The following is an 18,182-nucleotide window of genomic DNA, read 5'->3' on the forward strand; positions in this document are numbered from 1 at the left end:
ATGAAAACATATAAATTAGCGATAGCTGGTGGCGGTAGTACGTATACTCCTGGAATTGTAAGAAGTTTAATGGATAGATTAGAAGATTTACCGTTATCTGAATTAAGATTTTACGATATTGATGGGGAGCGTCAATCAAAGGTAGTAATTGCTGCCAAAGCAGTCATTTCTGAATATACTGATCGTATCAATATAGTGGAAACAACAGATCCACAAGTTGCCTTCGATGATGTAGATTTTGTTTTTGCCCAAATGAGGGTGGGGAAATATGCAATGAGAGAGCTTGATGAAAAGATTCCCCTTTCCCACAATGTTGTCGGTCAAGAAACATGTGGACCTGGTGGATTAGCCTATGGATTAAGAACGATTTTCCCAATGGTTGAGTTAATCGATTTTGTTGAAAAATATGCTAAGCCTTCTTGTTGGATTGTGAATTACTCTAACCCAGCCTCCATCGTTGCGGAAGGTGTTCGTAAATTAAGACCACATGCTAGAGTCATCAATATTTGCGATATGCCAGTTGCTACAATGCGCAATATGAGTGCCATTCTTGGTGTCGAGAGAGAAGAGCTAGAGGTGGATTATTTCGGATTAAATCATTTTGGGTGGTTTACGAAAGTGAAAGTAGACGGAGTAGATCGTCTTCCAGAATTACGGGAGCATATCTATCAATATGGATTATTGACAGAGGATGTTTCGAAAATTGATTATCGTCATGCAGATTCATCATGGATTAAAACCTTTAAAAATATTAAATTAATAATGGATTACTTCCCAGATTATATTCCAAATCCATATTTACAATATTACTTCTTCCCAGATTATATCGTCGAAACATCGAATAAGGAATATACACGAGCAAATGAAGTGATGGATGGTCGCGAGAAATCATTGTTTGAAACAGTTAAGAATTATGAAGAAACTGGAGTTTTAGCTGATGAGTTTCATGTAGGTGTCCATGGAATCTTTATTGTAGATGTAACCGTTTCACTTGCAAAAAACTTAGCAAAGAGATATCTTGTAATGGTAGAAAATAACGGAACCATTCCAAACTTACCGGCTAATGCGATGGTTGAGGTTCCATGCTTAATTACAAGTAAAGGGCCTGTTCCAGAATATGTAGGAGAAATTCCTTATTTCCATCAGGCAATGATTGAACAACAGTTAGCATCTGAAAAAATCTTGGTTGAGGCTATTACAGAAGGTTCTTATGAAAAGGCATTACAAGCATTTACACTAAATAAAACATTCCCATCCGCACGCGTAGCTAAAGCGGTGTTGGATGACTTAATTGAGGCTAATAAAGAATATTGGCCGACACTGAATAAAAAGTATAAAGAAGGCGTCTTGATTTAAGAGTGATACAAAAGAGGTTCCTCTATTGGAACTTCTTTTTCCTAGGCTCTTTTCTCAAACATTGTTGCTATTTAAGTGAAGTTTTTAACGAGTAACGATCAGATGAAGACGCTACACCCTTCTTTCACTGTGAAAAGCTACAAACTATACGAAAACGGCCTTTTCCTATAAGGCTTTTTTCTATAATATATAGACTTCCTACCACTAAAATAAGTATGATTCGTGGGAGTCTAATAAGATTTTTTTGATTGTTCTACACTATCAAAAAAGTAAAAGTTATAGAAAAGAGCAGAAGTTCGCTACAAGTTATATGAGAAAAAGCCTCCTATAACCAAGAAAATAATAATGGGAGTGAGTAGATTGTTTTTTAAGAAAAATAAAACAAAGAGTAATGTGATCATATCAAGCCCTCTCAATGGAAAAATAATTCCATTGGAGGATGTACCAGATCCAGTTTTTTCTCAGAAAATGATGGGGGATGGCTTTGCATTTATTCCAAATAACGGAAAGGTCCTTGCACCGATTGATGGGACCGTTACACAGGTATTTCCGACTAAACACGCTATTGGAATGGAAACGAAAGAAGGAGTAGAGATCCTTTTACATCTCGGCTTAGATACAGTTGAATTAAATGGAGAAGGATTTGAGATCACGGTAAAAGCTGGAGATAAGATTCATACGAATGACAGTTTGGGCACATTTGATCTTGCGTATCTCAAGGAAAAAGGCAAAGAAACGACAACAGTTCTTGTCTTTACAAACTTTGATGAGAAAATCTCTGAGCTAAAAAGGTATGATTCCGATGAAGTTAATGCGGGCGCGCAAATAGGGGAATTGGTCCTTAAATAAATAGAATAAAAGTTGAGTAGGTTGTTCTGATTAAGGAGCAGCCTATTTTTCTTTTATACAAACAAAATTACAATCTCATATTAATCAATGATTAATTATTTTGAAAATAAAAATTAGTCCTGTTGTAAGGGGGATTTTTCATAGCTATAATTATTTTATATAATTTTTTATTTTGAAATTAAAAAAATATATGAAAAACATTATGGTAGTTTACCAGTAATGTGGACCTGGAGCTGCTATCCAAGCACAAACTACATTAATGAATGTTTTAGTGAAAGAGGAGAAATGAACATGGGGTATGACATATTAATAGAAGAAACTAGAGCAGGATTGGTTGAGAATAAACACTTCGGCATCATTTGCGGCATAAATGAGATGAAAAAACAGATCTATCAAGTTGGAGACTCACAACAAGAAGTATTTTTTCGATCTGCAGCAAAACCGATTCAAGCCTTACCACTATTTTTAACAAATATTATAGAAAAATATAATATTACAGAGGAAGAGGCAGCCTTATTTTCTGCATCACATCGTGGAGAATCCTACCATATCAATGCTCTTGAATCGTTATTAAACAAATTGCCAGTTGTAGAAGAAGATTTATTCTGCCCGCCTTCCTATCCATTAAATATAGAACCGAGAGAAAAAATGATTGGCGAGGGAAAAACAAAAAGAAGACTCTATCATAATTGTTCAGGAAAACATATAGGATTTGTGGCTGTTTGCCGTGAACTAGGATATCCAGTTGCTAACTATTGGGAGCAAGATCATCCGCTTCAGCAGCATATCGTTCAAATTCTATCGACATTATCTGAAGTTCCTATTTCAGAAATTAAAGTTGGAATAGATGGTTGTGGTGTTCCTGTCTTTGCGATTCCATTACACTCCATGGCACTTACATATTTGAAATTCGCATGTCCAGATTTGATTGATGATTCTGGATTAAAAGATGCTGTTGTTAAATTAACACGTACCCTGAATCATCAGTATAACATGATTGCTTCTGAACACTTTATTTGTTCCATTCTATTACAAGATCCCAATATAGTAGCAAAAGGCGGTGCACAAGGTGTTTATGGCTTTGGTTTAAAAAATGAACGTATTGGGTTTGCTTTAAAGGTAATCAATGGATCGGAAGAAGTATGGCCAAACATCGTTGCATCCATTCTTGAACAAATCGACTATAAAAATAAAGAGACAATTCACAAACTTAGATTGTTAAAACCCTCCATTGTCAAAAATGATTCAGGCATAGAGGTAGGAACGATTAAAGAGACATTCACACTTTAAAGGGGACAGAGGGGGGACAGAGGGACGGTTCTCTTGTCCCAAAATTCGGGACAGCGGAACCGACCCCCTGTCCCTTCTTAATTATAAAACTATTTAAAAAAGTTTGACTGTGTGGAATAATTATATTATTATTCTATTTATTCAATATATTGCGTATCGCAAATGAGAGTAAATACATCCTAGGAAGAGAAGTGAATCTTATGTCGCAAATGTTAGCCTTAGTCATTCTTTTATTGATCTTGTTTATTGGGGACCTAGTTGCTGTTCGGACGAAAGCATGGGTACCCTCTATTTTTATCTGTGCGGTCCTTTTTCTTATTGGATATTGGACATTTTTTCCACAAGATATTGTAGCGATATCTGGTGTGCCCCCGGTGGTAGCTACAATGATGATGTATTTATTAATTACGAACATGGGTACCTTGTTATCGCTTCAGGAACTAAAGAATCAATGGAAAACGATTGTTATTGCTCTTTCAGGGATTATTGGAATTATTGTTCTGTTATTTATCGTTGGATCCCTTCTATTTGGATTTAAGACCGTTGTTGTAGCTATTCCGCCTTTAGTGGGTGGGGTCGTATCTGCCCTAATCATGTCAGAAGGTGCAAAGGAAGTGGGACTTGCTTCTCTATCCGTTTTTGCGATTGTTATCTATGTGATGCAGGGATTTGCTGGTTATCCACTTACATCTATTATGTTGAAAAAAGAAGGGAAGCGTCTTTTGAAACAATATAGAAGTGGACAATTGAAGGTAAAGGAGGATGCTTCCTCAGAGGTAGCTGCTACAGCAGAACATGGAATGAAGGAACTTAAGCTATTTAAAAGATTACCAGAAAAATATAATACGGAATTTTTTAAGTTTTTCAGACTAGCCTTTGTTGCTTTCCTTGCTTATCAAGTCTCTACATTATTGGCACCTATTGTTTCAATTAGTCCCTTTGTTCTTTGTTTACTTTTTGGTGTAATCGCAAAGAGCATTGGTTTTTTGGAAAAACAAGTGCTGCAAAAAGCAAATGGTTTTGGTTTTGCCATCGTTGCGTTAATGTTATTCATCTTTGATGGATTAAAACAAGCAACTCCAAGTATGATGCTTCAAATTTTATACCCACTGGTGGGATGTATAGTTATTGGTGTCGTTGGTATGTATATATTTTCATTTATTGCGGGTAAGTTTTTAAAAGTCAGCAAGGAAATGGCATTTGCAGTTTCTTTAACTGCCTTATATGGATTTCCTGCTGATTACATTATCACGAATGAAGTCATTAATTCACTAACTACTGATGAAAAGGAAAAAGAAATCCTAACAAGTCAGATGTTACCACCAATGCTTGTCGGAGGTTTCATTACGGTCACTATTGTATCGGTCATTTTAGCAGGAATATTTGTGAAGTTTTTATAGAATGGGGGAGATAGAAATGATAGATATTCAGGAACAAATCGAAAAACATCTACAGGAATTAAGTAAATACACCTCAACCCCAAATAAGGGAACGACGCGACTTACCTATAGTCAGGAAGACTTGGGAGCTAGAACGTATATAAAAGAAAAAATGTATGAATATGGGCTTAAAGTTCATGAGGATGGCTTTGGTAATATTTTTGGCAAGATGGAAGGGGCCTTGCAGGATGCACCTAGTGTTCTCATTGGTTCCCATTTTGATTCGGTTCCCCATGGTGGTAATTATGATGGACCGGCAGGAGTGGTAGCAGGCCTTGTTGTAGCTGAGCTTTTTTCAAAAAATCAGTTGATTCCCAAATATCCCCTAGAAATCATTGCCTTAGTGGAAGAAGAGGGAACAAGATTTGGTGGAGGATTGATGGGATCTCGAGGAATCGTTGGGTTATTAAGTGAACAGGATTTTTATCGTTTAAAAGATAAAGACGGGATTTCAACTGTAGAAGCGATGGAGAAAATCGGACTTGATCCTTCTTTGCCTAAAAGAAGGGACTCGAAAACAATGAAGGCCTATTTAGAATTACATATTGAGCAAGGGCCGATTCTGGAGGAAAAAAAGATTCCGATTGGTGTGGTGGAAACGATTGTTGGTCTTACTCAGTTAGAAATTACGGTTGATGGTCAAGCTGGACATGCAGGCACTACGCCGATGGAACATCGCGCTGATGCACTAGTAACTTCTGCAAAAATAATCGCAGAATTACCTACTATTGCAACGGAGGAAGGAGAGGGCTCGGTTATTACGGTAGGGAGTGTCGAGGTGTTTCCAAATGGAGCAAATGTAATCCCGAAAAAAACCGTATTTTCTGTAGATATTCGATCAGGGAAAGAAGAACATGTCCAGAACATGATTCGAAAGGTAAAGGAGCTAGTTTATTCGCATAACCAAAATAATATTCGGTTGTCTATTGAGCAGCTTTTATATATGCAGCCAAAATCAATGAATCCAGAGATAATTACTTTACTGAAACAAAAGAGTAGTGAATTAGATATACCTTATTACTCTATGAATAGTGGTGCAGGTCATGATGCGATGGTCTTTTCAGACTTTACAGCAGTGGGGATGCTTTTTGTCCCAAGTAAAAATGGACTTAGCCATTGTCCTGAAGAATGGTCGGATTCACGGGATTTAGCGAATGCAGTTCAAATCCTATACGAAGCAGCGAAGAATTTAACGGAGGTAGAAGTAAAATGATCCAAACAAAAATAAAAGAAGCGATAAAAAAATACAGTAACGAGCTTACAGATATTCGTCGAAAACTTCATAGTGAGCCTGAGTTATCTTGGCAAGAGGAGAAAACCACTGAATTTATTTGCCAGTATCTTGAACAACTAGGCATTGCTCATCGCAGAACAGAACCAACAGGTGTCATTGCTACAATTGAAGGCAAAAGGTCTGGAAAAACGGTTGCTTTACGGGGAGATATGGACGCCTTATCTGTGGAAGAATTAAATAAAGAACTATCATACGTATCAAAGGAAGAAGGAAAAATGCATGCTTGTGGTCATGATGCTCATACAGCCATGCTCCTTATCGCAGCCAAAGTACTTCAAGAGATGAAGGATGAATTGCCTGGAAATGTTAGATTGATCTTTCAACCGGCTGAAGAGGTGGCAGAAGGTGCTAGGGCTATGGTAAAGCAAGGGGCAGTAGATAAGGTGGATAATATTTTTGGGATTCATATATGGTCACAAATGCCGATTGGAAAAATTTCTTGTACACCAGGACCTTCTTTTGCATCCGCAGATCTTTTTAAAGTAACGTTTAAAGGAAAGGGCGGACATGGTGCAATACCGCATGATTGTATTGATACAGCAATTGTCGCGTCTTCCTTTGTAATGAATGTACAAACGGTGGTGTCTAGAACCATTGATGCGCAACATCCTGCTGTTCTTACAATCGGAAAAATGGTCGTTGGTACTCGATTCAATGTTATTGCAGAAAATGCAGTAATCGAAGGTACAGTTCGTTGTTTCGACCCTCAAACAAGGGATCATATTGAAAAACAGCTCCAGCATTATGCAGATCATGTAGCTAGTCTTTATGGGGCAACTGCAAGGGTGGAATACACTCGAGGAACACAAGCCGTGATTAATGATAAATACAGTGCCGATTTAGTGCAAAAGGTTGCTGCTACGGCATTTGGCGAGGAATCTCTATTTAGCGAAAAACCAACAATGGGTGGGGAGGATTTTAGCTTTTATCTAGATGAGGTTCCAGGTAGCTTTGCCTTAGTTGGCAGTGGGAATCCCGAAAAAGATACCCAATGGGCTCATCATCATGGGAAATTCAATATTGATGAAGATGCATTAGCCATTGGGGCAGAGCTATATGCTCAATATGCCTGGGTTTATTTAAACGAGTAACAGTATAAAGTCCATTCATTCTAAAAATGAGTGGACTTTTTTATGGAGAGGGGACAAGGGACCGGACCCCCCGTCCCCGAAATTGAATAAAGGGACAAGGAGGGACAAGGGACCGGATCCTCCGTCCCGAAATAAGGGACAAAGGAACCGACCCCCTGTCCCGTTGATTTATGGTAAAATAACAGATAATTATGTTTGGTGGATGGAGGATATGGTATGGGCTGGGAACGATCAGTTGAGAAGTGGTTAAGTGATGAAAGGCTAGATGGGAAATTGAAGGAGCAGTTAGCACAATTGATGGGAAATGACAGGGAGCTCGAGGATCGTTTTTACAAAAATCTTGAATTTGGTACGGGTGGAATGCGCGGGGAGCTTGGAGTAGGAACGAATCGTATGAATATTTATACCGTTCGAAAAGCAGCTGAGGGGTTAGCTTGTTATATCGAAGATCAGGGTGAATTGGCTAAACAACGTGGTGTGGTGATTGCCTATGATTGTCGTCACGGATCACCTGAATTTGCTTTAGAGATAGCGAGAACCGTGGGGAATCATGGCATAAAAGCTTATTTGTTTAATGAGCTACATCCAACGCCGATACTTTCATTCGCAGTGAGATATTTGTATGCGTTTGCTGGTGTGATGATAACTGCAAGTCATAATCCGCCAGAATATAATGGCTTTAAGGTGTATGGTCCTGATGGTGGACAAATGCCTCCTCAAATGGCGGATGTGTTAGTTCAATATGTCAATCAAATAGAGAATGAATTGAAGATTGACGTGGCAGATGTGGCCGAACTTATAGAGAAAGATCTATTAACATACATAGGGAAACAAGTGGACAATGCCTATATAAATGCATTAACAAGTATTATGCAGGATAAGCAACTTATACAATCTGTAGCAGATACTTTGAAAATTGTTTATACCCCATTACATGGAACAGGAAATATTCCTGTTCGTAAGGGACTTGAGGCTTTCGGCTTTCAAAATATTACTGTTGTTAAAGAACAGGAGTTACCAGATGCTAATTTTCCAACTGTAACCTCTCCAAATCCTGAAGAGCATGAAGCTTTTGAATTAGCTATTAAATATGGAAAAGAAATGGATGCCGATCTTTTACTCGGAACCGATCCTGATACTGATCGTTTAGGAATTGCCGTAAAAAATCATGATGGGGAATATGAAGTGTTGACTGGGAATCAAACAGGTGCACTCATGCTTCATTATCTGTTAACGAAAAAGAAGGAGAATGGCACATTATCTGAAAATGGAGTATTCATTAAAACCATTGTAACTTCAAATATTGGACGCGAAATTGCAAAATCCTTTGGCATCCAGACAATAGATACATTGACAGGCTTTAAATTTATTGGAGAAAAAATGAAGGAATTTGAAGAAACGAAGGAGCATACTTTCCTCTTTGGATATGAAGAAAGCTATGGTTATTTAATAGGGGATTTTGTTCGGGATAAGGATGCAGTACAATCCGCCGTATTTGCTGCGGAGGTCGCGGCCTACTATAAAGCACAAGGCAAATCACTTTATGATGGATTATTAGAGATTTTTGATAGATATGGTTATTATAAAGAATCTTTATATTCACTAACCTTAAAAGGGAAAAAAGGAACGGAAAAAATCTCAGCAATATTAAATGCATTTCGTAAAAATCCACCTGCACAGATTGCTGGCTTAAATGTGATTAAAGTAGAGGATTATCTTTTTAGTGAAAGCAGGAATCTCCAAACAATGGAGGTAAAAGAAATTACTTTACCACAATCAAATGTGCTGAAATTTACATTGGAGGATGGCTCATGGTTCTGTATACGTCCTTCGGGGACAGAACCAAAAGCTAAATTTTATTTTGGAGTAAAGGGATCATCTTTAAATGAGAGTCAATGTTTAAATCAACAAATTTCAGAAGCGGTATTACAATTAGTAGAGAAAATGTAATTCAGAATGTTCTATTCAATTTTTTTGTTAAAAGAAATAGACAATCCCTTATAATCTATGTATAATTAATATATATTAATCTATATCTTCCACCGTGAAGGGGAGTAGCGTCAGGTTTTATACCTGAAACAAGGTCGTCATTACATGGATCGCATCCATCGGCTTTGTTGGCATAACATTGTGCTTAGCGAGACCTTTACCATTATTACTCATAATGGTAGAGGTCTCTTTTTATTTGCAAAAGCTTAGTTTTTAGCAAGGAAACTTTTGAAAACAGGAGGAGTTTTATGGAATTTTTAACAGCACTTCTATCAATTATTGTTATTGATCTAGTTCTAGCTGGAGATAATGCAATCCTCATTGGTCTTGCGGCAAGAAATTTACCAAAGCCACAGCAAAAAAAGGTAATTATCTGGGGTTCCGTTGGGGCTATCGTCATTCGAATCATTGCAACACTCGCAGTTGTTTGGTTATTAAATATTCCAGGCTTGCATTTAGTAGGTGGTCTTTTATTAGTGATTATTGCTTATAAATTACTAGTTGATGATAATGATCATGGTGATGTGCAGGCAGCAGGGAGTTTCTGGGCAGCTATCCGAACGGTTATTATTGCCGATGCTTTAATGGGATTAGATAATGTTTTAGCAGTAGCGGGTGCTTCCCACGGGAATATGTTACTTGTAATTATTGGACTATTAGTATCCGTTCCAGTCGTTATGTGGGGGAGTACAATTATTATTAAATGGATTGAAAAGTACCCGATTATTGTTACCATTGGTTCAGCAATACTTGCTTGGACTGCATCGAAAATGATTGTAGCTGAGCCATTTCTAGCAGACTACTTTTCTAATGGATGGATTAAATACGGATTTGAGCTTCTAGTTATAGCCACTGTTATTTTGGCAGGAAAACTTAAACAAAAACGGGCAACACAGCGAAAAGAAAAAGAAATGTATGATGAAAAAGGATTAAGAAAAGTTGAATCACATTAATAAAGTACGAAGCTGAATATTGACACATAAATGCCTGGATTGAAGAAATCCAGGCACTTTATATTTCCTGTTTGTAAGAGGAACGAGGATAATGTGTTTGATAGTTAGCTAAACTTATACTTAATTTTCCATGCAATAGCGGGAAGTTGTCATTGGATCACAGAAAAAGTGCTTATAGCTACATAGAGCGGATCTAGAGTCTGCTGACAGGAAAATAGGTTTAACTGACTGATTGTTTTAATAACATTCTTAAACCGAAAAAAGCTGCCCATGGAATTCCCTCAGAATTCATATGAAAACGAATCGGCCTATGTATGTCAGCAATGACAAGTGTTTTTTCATCACTTGCATATAATAGGAATTCTTTGTTTTCGATGTTTGCTTTTAAACCTTGTGCATCCAGATTTATTTGGAGGGTGGTTCCTTCCTTTGATTGATAAGTACCTAGAAATCTTCTTTGTTGCTCTTGTGATAACTCTATGGAAGGGTATGTAGTTCTTCTTTCTTCTATAGGTAAATCTAATGCTGTATTGACTGCTTCTATCCAAATATCCTTAACAGATGCATCGGAGACATTTGTTAATACTGCCACGACTAAATCTTGCTCAGGGATAAAACCAAAATGCGAAGAGACTCCTGGCTGTCCTCCACCATGCTCGACAAGGGTCATCCCGTGATAATTTGGAGTGACCTCTAATGCATATCCATAATAAGAATTTGTACTTAATGGCATATATGGTTTCCACATTTTATCTAATTGTTTTTTCGTAATGATTGGAGGAACTTGGTTGAGAAATAATTCGCCATATTTAAGTAAATCAACGACATTGGAACGAATGCCCCCTCCTACTTCATAGTTTCCTAGAGCTGGCCAAGGATGATTCTCGTAATCTCTCTTTTCTTCATTAAAAACATATGGCGTTGAAACATCCTCTAGTTTTTGTAGCTCTTCGATACTAAAAGTAGAACGATGAAGATGGAGAGGGGCTAAAATTTCCTCTGTCATATACCTTCTAAATAACCGTCCTGTAAGGCGCTCGATAATAGCGCCTAATAATAGGAAGGTATCATTACAATAGGAAATAAATTCACCAGGCGTACCAAGGCTGTCATGATTGGTTTCTGCCAAGTAGTTTAAGTGTTGATGGAAATCGTTAAGTTCCTCTCTTCGATTGATAGGTGCAAGTCCAGTTGAATGGGTTAATAAATGATGGATTTTAATTGAATCGATTGGCTGAATACATGATATTTGTAATTCTGGTAAGTAATCAATGACAGGATCATGAATCGATAGCAATCCTTCCTCTTCTAACTTCATAATTGCTAAAGCTGTAAAAGACTTAGTTACGGAGGCGATGCCGAAAATGGTTTTCGGAGTTACCGAATCACCTGATTCTAGATTTTTAACACCGAATCCTTTTTGATAAATCATTTTTCCCTTTTTACTAACTGCAACTGCACATCCTGGGATATGGTCGGTTTCCATCCGTTTTTTTAGTTTATTTTCAAATACTGTCCAGTTCATAACATCCCTCCTTTGTCTATTGTGCATCCATCATTGTAGAAGAAAATTTATAGGTTAAAATTCTTTTCACGGATTCATTGATTCGATCTTCGGAAAGTTTGTTTGCTTTAACGGCTTCGATCAATCCGTTGATGACTTCTTTTTGGCTATCAAATGTATGGCATACAAGCAAAAGGTCAGCACCTGCCTTTATAGCAGAATATCCTAATTCTTTATAAGAATAATATTTACTTACCGCACCCATTTCTAGGTCATCAGTTACAACAATTCCTTTATAGCCTAATTTGTTTCTTAGTAGTTGCTGGATGATAATTGGTGAAAGACTAGCTGGATTTTCTTTATCGTAAGCAGGATATTTAATATGAGTAACCATGACAAAAAAATTCTGATGATTCACTTCTTCAATAATCTTTTTAAATGGATAAATATCATTATTTTCAAGATCAAGCTGATTCGCTTGAACGGCAGATGTATCCTTATGAGGGTCGATATTGCTTCGACCATTTCCAGGAAAGTGCTTTAAAGTAGCAGTGATTCCTGATTTCGTAAAGCCAGCAATTACTTTCTCCCCAAATTCCTTTGCTTTTTGAGGATCTTCCCCAAATGAGCGGCTATCTAGGTTCGACAAGTCTAAAACCGGTGCATAATTCACATTGATTCCCATTGCTTTTAGCTCTGATCCTGTTTGAATTGCAGTATTATATACTGTCTCTAAGTTTTTATTTCTAGCTAAATCTTGTTGGGATGGAATTGGTGAAACATGATCTCTCATTCTTACAATTTGTCCACCTTCCTGATCAATGCTCACAATTAATGGAATCTGGTGGGTGTTTTCCAGTGACAATCGTTGTAAATCACTCGTTAAATGAGTAACCTGATTAGGGGAATCCATATTCCGATCATAGAGAATAACCCCGCCTACATGATAGTCCCGAATCATTGATGTAATAAGGGAATCTGGTTGTTTCGTTTGAAATCCTACAATAATTAATTGTCCGACTTTTTCCTCAAGTGTCATTTGCTTTAATAGATGGTCTACCTTTTCTTCGATAGGGTCTTCTGACTTTTGGGTTGGCGTTGAAGCTTTTTCATTTTTTTTCACAGTCCCGGAATCTTTTGTTTCAGTAGCTTTAGGTGATTCTTTTTGATTTTGAGATATGATATACCCCCCGATGATTCCAAGGGTAAATAGTGCACATAGGAGAGAGAGTAACCACGCTTTCCTTCTTCTTTTAGTTTTAGTCCTCATTTCGTAAAATTAGAATTTAGACGGGGAATAATAATTTTATCTAAACTCCAATCTCCTTCCCATTCATATATGTTTCTACACTTGTTGTACTTCAATGAATTCACCTCATTTTTAATGATAAACGGAAAATCTCCTAATGGCTCTAATATAACATATCTATGTTATCGGAAAAATATCATGAGTTCTGAATTATTTAATAATAGTAATCGTATCATATAGGCACAAAGTTTCATTATTCCGAAATAAATAATGAAAAAGGATCAATTTGGTATAATTAAAAGGTATTTTTGTATAGTTTGTAAATTTTATACTATTCGTATTCTATTAATAGATAATGGGTTAGTGAGCATACAAAACAGGGGGATTTAAATGAGAAAGATCAAAATCATTGGCATGGGAAAATATTTGCCTGGAAAAGCGGTTCTGTCATCTGAAATTGATAAAAGATTGGGACTTTCTGATGGTTGGACCGAGAAAAAGTCAGGCGTATATAAAAGATATTATGCAAATGGGGAAACAGCCTCTGAAATGGGAGCAAAGGCTGCACAAAAGGCACTTGAAGATGCAGGGCTAACATTGGAGGGAATTGATTGCATTGTGTCGGCTAGTGGAACGATGGAGCAGCCAATCCCTTGTACAGCATCATTGATACACGAAAAGTTGAAGCCAAAGCGACCAATTCCAGCATTTGACATCAATTCTACTTGCTTAAGCTTTGTCACTGCATTGGATACAATGAGTTATTTGGTGGACTCAGGAAAATATCGTCATGTATTACTAGTATCCAGTGATATTGCTTCGATTGGCATCAATCCTATGCAAAAGGAGAGCTACGTTCTGTTTGGCGATGCGGCAGTTGCTTGTGTTATTCGACGATCAAGTGATGGAGAGGAATCAAAAATTCGAGCTTCCCTTATGTATACGCATAGTGAAGGTGCAAGATTCACGGAGATTAGGGGTGGTGGTACTCATCTTCATCCGAATGATCATTCTGTTAAAGAGGATTTTCTATTTGATATGGATGGGAAAGCTATTTTTCGCTTGAGCTCGAAGGTGATTAATGGTTTCATGGATGAATTACTTGATCAAGCATCCCTTTCAACCGAAGAGATTGATTGGTTAGTACCACATCAAGCAAGTGGTATGGCGATGAGAATATTGGCTGGAAAAATAGGCTTTGAATCTAGGAAAATGGTAAATGTAATTAAGAATTATGGAAATACGATTGCGGCTTCTATTCCCTTAGCATTGCATGATGCTATCCAAAATAATCAGATTCGTAGGGGACAAAAAGTATTATTATTAGGAACATCTGCAGGATTGTCACTCGGGGGATTGATCATTGAGTATTAAAAAAGTGCTTATTACCGGTGGGCGTGCTTATAGTACGATTGAATTAGCAAGGTTATTTGAACGCGATGGAATAGAGGTCCATATAGCTGAAAGCCTAAAGCATTGCATGATTAAAAAAAGTAAAGCTGTTTCGGGATATCACTTAGTAGCTAGCCCAAAAACTCATTTGGCTCTTTATATCGAACAGTTAATCACGATTATCGAAAAAGAAGGGATTGAGCTGCTTATTCCTACTTGTGAAGAGATCTTTTTTATTGCCAAGGAAAAGGAGCGCTTTCCATTATCATGTAAGGTGTTGACCGACTCGTTTGATACTTTATTAGCGTTACATAATAAATATACGTTTATACAGAAGGCAAGGGAATTCGGTTTAAACATTCCACAAACCTTTTTAATAGAGTCGCAGGAACAATGGAATGATCAATTGAATAAGCTTGGAAATGAAAGCTATATTGCAAAGCCGGTTTATTCTAGATTCTCTTCAAAGCTATTGTTTTTTCCTGATAATAAGGGTACCTCTGTTTCTGTAGGCACGGACTATCCTTGGGTTATTCAGAAGCTGATTGAAGGGAAGCAGTATTGTACCTATTCATTTGTTCAACAAGGAAATATCTTGGCACATTGCACATATCCATCCATTTATAAGGTGGGGATGGGAGCAACTACTGTATTCCAATATGAACAGGTCAAGTCAATTGAAACATGGGTGTCTGCTTTTGTAAAAAAACTAAATTTTTCAGGTCAAATTGCTTTTGATTTTATTCAAACGAAGGATGGAGAAGTGTATCCAATCGAGTGTAATCCTCGTTTAACAAGCGGTATCCATTTGTTTCGTGGCACTGATATTGTTGAATGTTTTTTAGGAAGGAGACAGGAATTAGTTTTTCCAGTAAAAAATAGGACGATGATCATTTACCCAACCTGGGTACTATCGGTGATAAGCTTTATGAAAATAGCAGGGGTACGAGAGTATTTTCGAATGTTAGTCACTTCAAAAGATGTATTGTTTGATATAAGGGATATTGGCCCCTTTTTTTATCAATTTCGCTTCCTGCTAGAATTAAACAAGATTCGTAGAAAAAGAGGAATCAGTCTAGTTGATGCAACAACATTTGATATATCGTGGGATGGTGATAATGGATGAATATATTAGTGACAGGTGGAACAGGATTTCTCGGTGAAAGGCTTGCCATACGTTTGGGAAAGCTGGGGCATCATGTAACAGCGATGGGGAGAAATCAAGTGAAAGGAAAGGAATTAGCGGGAAAAGGGATTCGCTTCATTTATAATGATTTATCGATTAAGGAATCTACTATCGAGCATTGTCAAGGAATGGATTATATTTTTCACTGTGCAGCCCTTTCCTCACCATGGGGAAAATATGAGGATTTTTATGCATCGAATGTGATTGGAACGAAGAATATTATCGAAGGTGCAATGAGTGCTCGTGTGAAAAGGATGATTCATGTTTCCACCCCAAGCATTTATTTTAAAAATAAAGAGCGTTTAGACGTAAAGGAAGAGGATGCACTTCCTAAAAAATTTATTAATCATTATGCAGAAACAAAATTTTTAGCAGAGAAAGAGGTGGATGAGGCATTTAAAGAAGGTTTGCCTGTCATAACGATTCGACCTAGAGCTATATTTGGCCCTGGTGATACGTCTATTATTCCACGATTGATCAAAGTGAACAGAGAAGGATTTGTCCCTGTCTTTAATGAAAATGTTACGATTGATTTAACCTATGTGGAAAATGTCGTGGATGCATTGTTGCTATGCATGGATTCACCAGAAAAGACATTGGGGCAGAAATACAATATATCAAATGGCGAGAAGGTGAACTTACATCAAGTTCTTCATGTGCTATTTGATGAAATTGGTGAACGCTTGCGAGTGAAGAAGATCAATGTAACAACTGCAAATATTGCAGCAAAGCTTTTAAAATGGCACTCGCATTTATTTAAAAATGGACAAGAACCAAAAATTACAAATTATTCCATAACTGTTTTATCTAAAAGTCAAACAATTAATATAGAAAAAGCAAAAAGAGAGCTTGGCTATGTACCAAAGGTAAGTATTCAAGAAGGAATAGAATATTTTAGTCAGTGGTGGAAGGAAGAAGAACATGATTGAGCAATTTGATGTGTTAATAGGGGGTGCTTGCAAGCAGGTTGAGAAATGGACAAATCGGGAGAAGCCCTTCAAAATCATTCAGTTTCCTGCCCACTTTTTTTATATAAAGCATTCCAAAAAAGGTCATATTCTTATTGATACGGGATATAGTGATTATTTTTTTAAGGAGACAAAGACGTTTCCATATTCACTTTATCGAAAGATAACCCCGTTATCATTTTCTAAACATGAGAGTGCAAAACATCAATTAGAACGCCTTGGGGTGAAGGCATCTGATGTTCGGTATATTTTCATTACGCATTTTCACGGAGATCATATTGCTGGATTAAAGGATTTTCCTAATGCTATATTCATTTGCTCGAAAAAAGCGTATGAATCGGTCAAAAATTTAGTCGGATTGAAAGCGGTTCGGAATGGTTTTATTCCAGGTTTCTTACCTAAAGATTTCTTAGATAGAGTGAAATTTTTAGAGGAAGGCCCCACCTATCAAGAGAAGGTAAAGAACTCCTGGAGATTAGCGAAACCTGGAGAGTTTGTTTTTGATGTGTTCGGAGATGGTTCGCTTCTATCAGTAGATCTCTCAGGACATGCGAACGGACAAATGGGAGTCTATCTGTCATATAGGAATCGAAATATTTGGTTGATTGCGGATGCTGCATGGGATTCCGATGGTTATAGAAAGAATTCGATGCCTACAAGGTTGGGGAGATTAGTTCTCAATAACTACAAAGAGTTTAAACGATCTCTTCTTCATATACATGATTTTGCAGAGAAAAACCAGGATGTGTGGATCGTACCATCACATTGTCGAGAGGTAGAGGATCAATGGAAAAAAATGTTCTCATAACAGGAAGCAGTAGCGGGTTTGGGATGTATAGTGCACTTGAACTAGCGAAATGTGGATATACCATTTATGCATCGATGCGAAATGTTGAAAAACAAACACAGCTGATGGAAGAAGCGGAACGTTATCAAGCACAGGAACGAATCCATATTTTGCAAATGGATATCACTGACGAAAAATCGGTGCAACAAGCTTTGGCATTTTTCAAAAAACAAAATATTCATCTACATATTTTAATAAATAATGCAGGGTATTGTGAAGGTGGATTAATAGAGGATTTACATGTGGAGGATTATATTCGTCAATTTGACACGAATGTCTTTGGAGCCATTCGTGTCACCCAAACATTCTTGCCTTTATTGAAAAAAAGTATAGGAGCTAAAATCATCAATATTAGCAGTGTTAGCGGAATGATTGGAATGCCAGGAATGTCTGCTTACTGTTCTTCTAAATTTGCTTTAGAGGGATTTAGTGAGAGCCTCCGTTTAGAATTACGACAGGATCAGATAGATGTCTCGATTGTGCAACCTGCATCATTTAAAACGAAAATATGGGAAAAGGGGCTGGAGAATTTTCAAATAGATAGGGAATCATCCTTGATTGGGAGTATCTACAAATATGCTAATCAATCCTATCAAAATGGAGACGATCCATTAAAGGTAGCAAAGTTAATTGTACAAATCTGTAACAGCCGCCATCCTAAACTTCGGTACCCGATTGGAAAAGGTGCAAAAACATTAGATGTGTCGAAAAAAGTATTTCCTTGGAAATGGATCGAAAAAGTAGTTCATAACCGTTTAAAATAAATGTTTGAGCA

15 protein-coding genes are annotated in these 18,182 nt (G+C 37.2%); 13 read left to right on the forward strand and 2 right to left on the reverse strand.

What is annotated here, in order from left to right; all coding sequences use genetic code 11:
• From I5818_RS04880 to I5818_RS04915, 8 genes are all read left to right on the forward strand, one after another.
• Entirely contained in the window at positions 1-1,356 is a 1,356-nt protein-coding gene (locus I5818_RS04880) for a 6-phospho-alpha-glucosidase (RefSeq protein WP_058004922.1), read from the forward strand.
• A gap of 351 nt (positions 1,357-1,707) precedes the next feature.
• Positions 1,708-2,205 carry a PTS sugar transporter subunit IIA gene (locus I5818_RS04885; protein WP_235849586.1) on the forward strand — a complete coding sequence of 166 codons (498 nt, stop codon included), beginning with the start codon at positions 1,708-1,710 and terminating at the stop codon, positions 2,203-2,205.
• Between the two features lie 291 nt (positions 2,206-2,496).
• Entirely contained in the window at positions 2,497-3,495 is a 999-nt protein-coding gene (locus I5818_RS04890; protein ID WP_078109785.1) for an asparaginase, read from the forward strand.
• A 200-nt stretch (positions 3,496-3,695) separates the two neighbouring features.
• Entirely contained in the window at positions 3,696-4,895 is a 1,200-nt protein-coding gene (locus I5818_RS04895) for a hypothetical protein (protein ID WP_078109784.1), read from the forward strand.
• A gap of 16 nt (positions 4,896-4,911) precedes the next feature.
• Complete coding sequence (locus I5818_RS04900) at positions 4,912-6,147, forward strand: Zn-dependent hydrolase (RefSeq protein WP_139358109.1); 1,236 nt, start codon at positions 4,912-4,914, stop codon at positions 6,145-6,147.
• Entirely contained in the window at positions 6,144-7,319 is a 1,176-nt protein-coding gene (locus I5818_RS04905; protein ID WP_078109782.1) for an amidohydrolase, read from the forward strand. Before I5818_RS04900 ends, I5818_RS04905 begins: the two co-directional genes overlap by 4 nt.
• 216 nt (positions 7,320-7,535) lie before the next feature.
• Positions 7,536-9,269, forward strand: coding sequence for a phospho-sugar mutase (locus I5818_RS04910; RefSeq protein WP_078109781.1), 1,734 nt, complete (start codon positions 7,536-7,538; stop codon positions 9,267-9,269).
• A gap of 287 nt (positions 9,270-9,556) precedes the next feature.
• Positions 9,557-10,261 carry a TerC family protein gene (locus I5818_RS04915; protein ID WP_078109780.1) on the forward strand — a complete coding sequence of 235 codons (705 nt, stop codon included), beginning with the start codon at positions 9,557-9,559 and terminating at the stop codon, positions 10,259-10,261.
• A gap of 220 nt (positions 10,262-10,481) precedes the next feature.
• Here the strand turns inward: I5818_RS04915 and I5818_RS04920 are convergent, their stop codons facing one another.
• Together I5818_RS04920 and nagZ are read right to left on the reverse strand one after the other, a co-directional pair.
• A complete protein-coding gene (locus I5818_RS04920) occupies positions 10,482-11,786 on the reverse strand; it encodes a serine hydrolase domain-containing protein (RefSeq protein ID WP_078109779.1) in 1,305 nt (434 codons plus the stop codon).
• A 16-nt stretch (positions 11,787-11,802) separates the two neighbouring features.
• Positions 11,803-12,888 carry a beta-N-acetylhexosaminidase gene (gene nagZ, locus I5818_RS04925; RefSeq protein ID WP_235849584.1) on the reverse strand — a complete coding sequence of 362 codons (1,086 nt, stop codon included), beginning with the start codon at positions 12,886-12,888 and terminating at the stop codon, positions 11,803-11,805.
• Positions 12,889-13,404: 516 nt separating this feature from the next.
• Between nagZ and I5818_RS04930 the strand changes: the two genes are divergently transcribed.
• The 5 genes from I5818_RS04930 to I5818_RS04950 are packed head-to-tail and all read left to right on the forward strand — an operon-like array spanning position 13,405 to position 18,171.
• Positions 13,405-14,388 (forward strand): beta-ketoacyl-ACP synthase III, encoded by a 984-nt coding sequence (locus I5818_RS04930; RefSeq protein ID WP_078109777.1) that lies wholly within the window; start codon positions 13,405-13,407, stop codon positions 14,386-14,388.
• Positions 14,378-15,532, forward strand: a complete 1,155-nt coding sequence (locus I5818_RS04935; protein ID WP_078109776.1) for an ATP-grasp domain-containing protein — start codon at positions 14,378-14,380, stop codon at positions 15,530-15,532. Before I5818_RS04930 ends, I5818_RS04935 begins: the two co-directional genes overlap by 11 nt.
• Entirely contained in the window at positions 15,529-16,521 is a 993-nt protein-coding gene (locus I5818_RS04940) for an NAD-dependent epimerase/dehydratase family protein (protein ID WP_078109775.1), read from the forward strand. Before I5818_RS04935 ends, I5818_RS04940 begins: the two co-directional genes overlap by 4 nt.
• Positions 16,514-17,368: an MBL fold metallo-hydrolase gene (locus I5818_RS04945; RefSeq protein ID WP_078109774.1), complete on the forward strand. Its 855-nt coding sequence runs from the start codon at positions 16,514-16,516 to the stop codon at positions 17,366-17,368. The genes I5818_RS04940 and I5818_RS04945 overlap by 8 nt, the downstream gene beginning before the upstream one ends.
• On the forward strand, positions 17,347-18,171 hold the full coding sequence (locus tag I5818_RS04950; protein ID WP_078109773.1) for an SDR family oxidoreductase: 825 nt from the start codon (positions 17,347-17,349) through the stop codon (positions 18,169-18,171). The genes I5818_RS04945 and I5818_RS04950 overlap by 22 nt, the downstream gene beginning before the upstream one ends.
• The last annotated feature ends 11 nt before the right edge of the window (positions 18,172-18,182 follow it).

This window comes from Heyndrickxia oleronia, assembly GCF_017809215.1.
Taxonomy (GTDB): Bacteria; Bacillota; Bacilli; order Bacillales; family Bacillaceae_C; genus Heyndrickxia; species Heyndrickxia oleronia.

What these genes read in the sequence shown, in the direction of transcription:
- I5818_RS04895 (WP_078109784.1), top strand. Translation starts at nt 3,696, where the DNA reads ATGTCGCAAATGTTAGCCTTAGTCATTCTTTTATTGATCTTGTTTATT.
- I5818_RS04905 (WP_078109782.1), top strand. Translation starts at nt 6,144, where the DNA reads ATGATCCAAACAAAAATAAAAGAAGCGATAAAAAAATACAGTAACGAG.
- I5818_RS04930 (WP_078109777.1), top strand. Translation starts at nt 13,405, where the DNA reads ATGAGAAAGATCAAAATCATTGGCATGGGAAAATATTTGCCTGGAAAA.
- I5818_RS04890 (WP_078109785.1), top strand. Translation starts at nt 2,497, where the DNA reads ATGGGGTATGACATATTAATAGAAGAAACTAGAGCAGGATTGGTTGAG.
- I5818_RS04900 (WP_139358109.1), top strand. Translation starts at nt 4,912, where the DNA reads ATGATAGATATTCAGGAACAAATCGAAAAACATCTACAGGAATTAAGT.
- I5818_RS04910 (WP_078109781.1), top strand. Translation starts at nt 7,536, where the DNA reads ATGGGCTGGGAACGATCAGTTGAGAAGTGGTTAAGTGATGAAAGGCTA.
- I5818_RS04920 (WP_078109779.1), bottom strand. Translation starts at nt 11,786, where the DNA reads ATGAACTGGACAGTATTTGAAAATAAACTAAAAAAACGGATGGAAACC.
- I5818_RS04940 (WP_078109775.1), top strand. Translation starts at nt 15,529, where the DNA reads ATGAATATATTAGTGACAGGTGGAACAGGATTTCTCGGTGAAAGGCTT.
- I5818_RS04880 (WP_058004922.1), top strand. Translation starts at nt 1, where the DNA reads ATGAAAACATATAAATTAGCGATAGCTGGTGGCGGTAGTACGTATACT.
- I5818_RS04945 (WP_078109774.1), top strand. Translation starts at nt 16,514, where the DNA reads ATGATTGAGCAATTTGATGTGTTAATAGGGGGTGCTTGCAAGCAGGTT.
- I5818_RS04950 (WP_078109773.1), top strand. Translation starts at nt 17,347, where the DNA reads ATGGAAAAAAATGTTCTCATAACAGGAAGCAGTAGCGGGTTTGGGATG.
- I5818_RS04915 (WP_078109780.1), top strand. Translation starts at nt 9,557, where the DNA reads ATGGAATTTTTAACAGCACTTCTATCAATTATTGTTATTGATCTAGTT.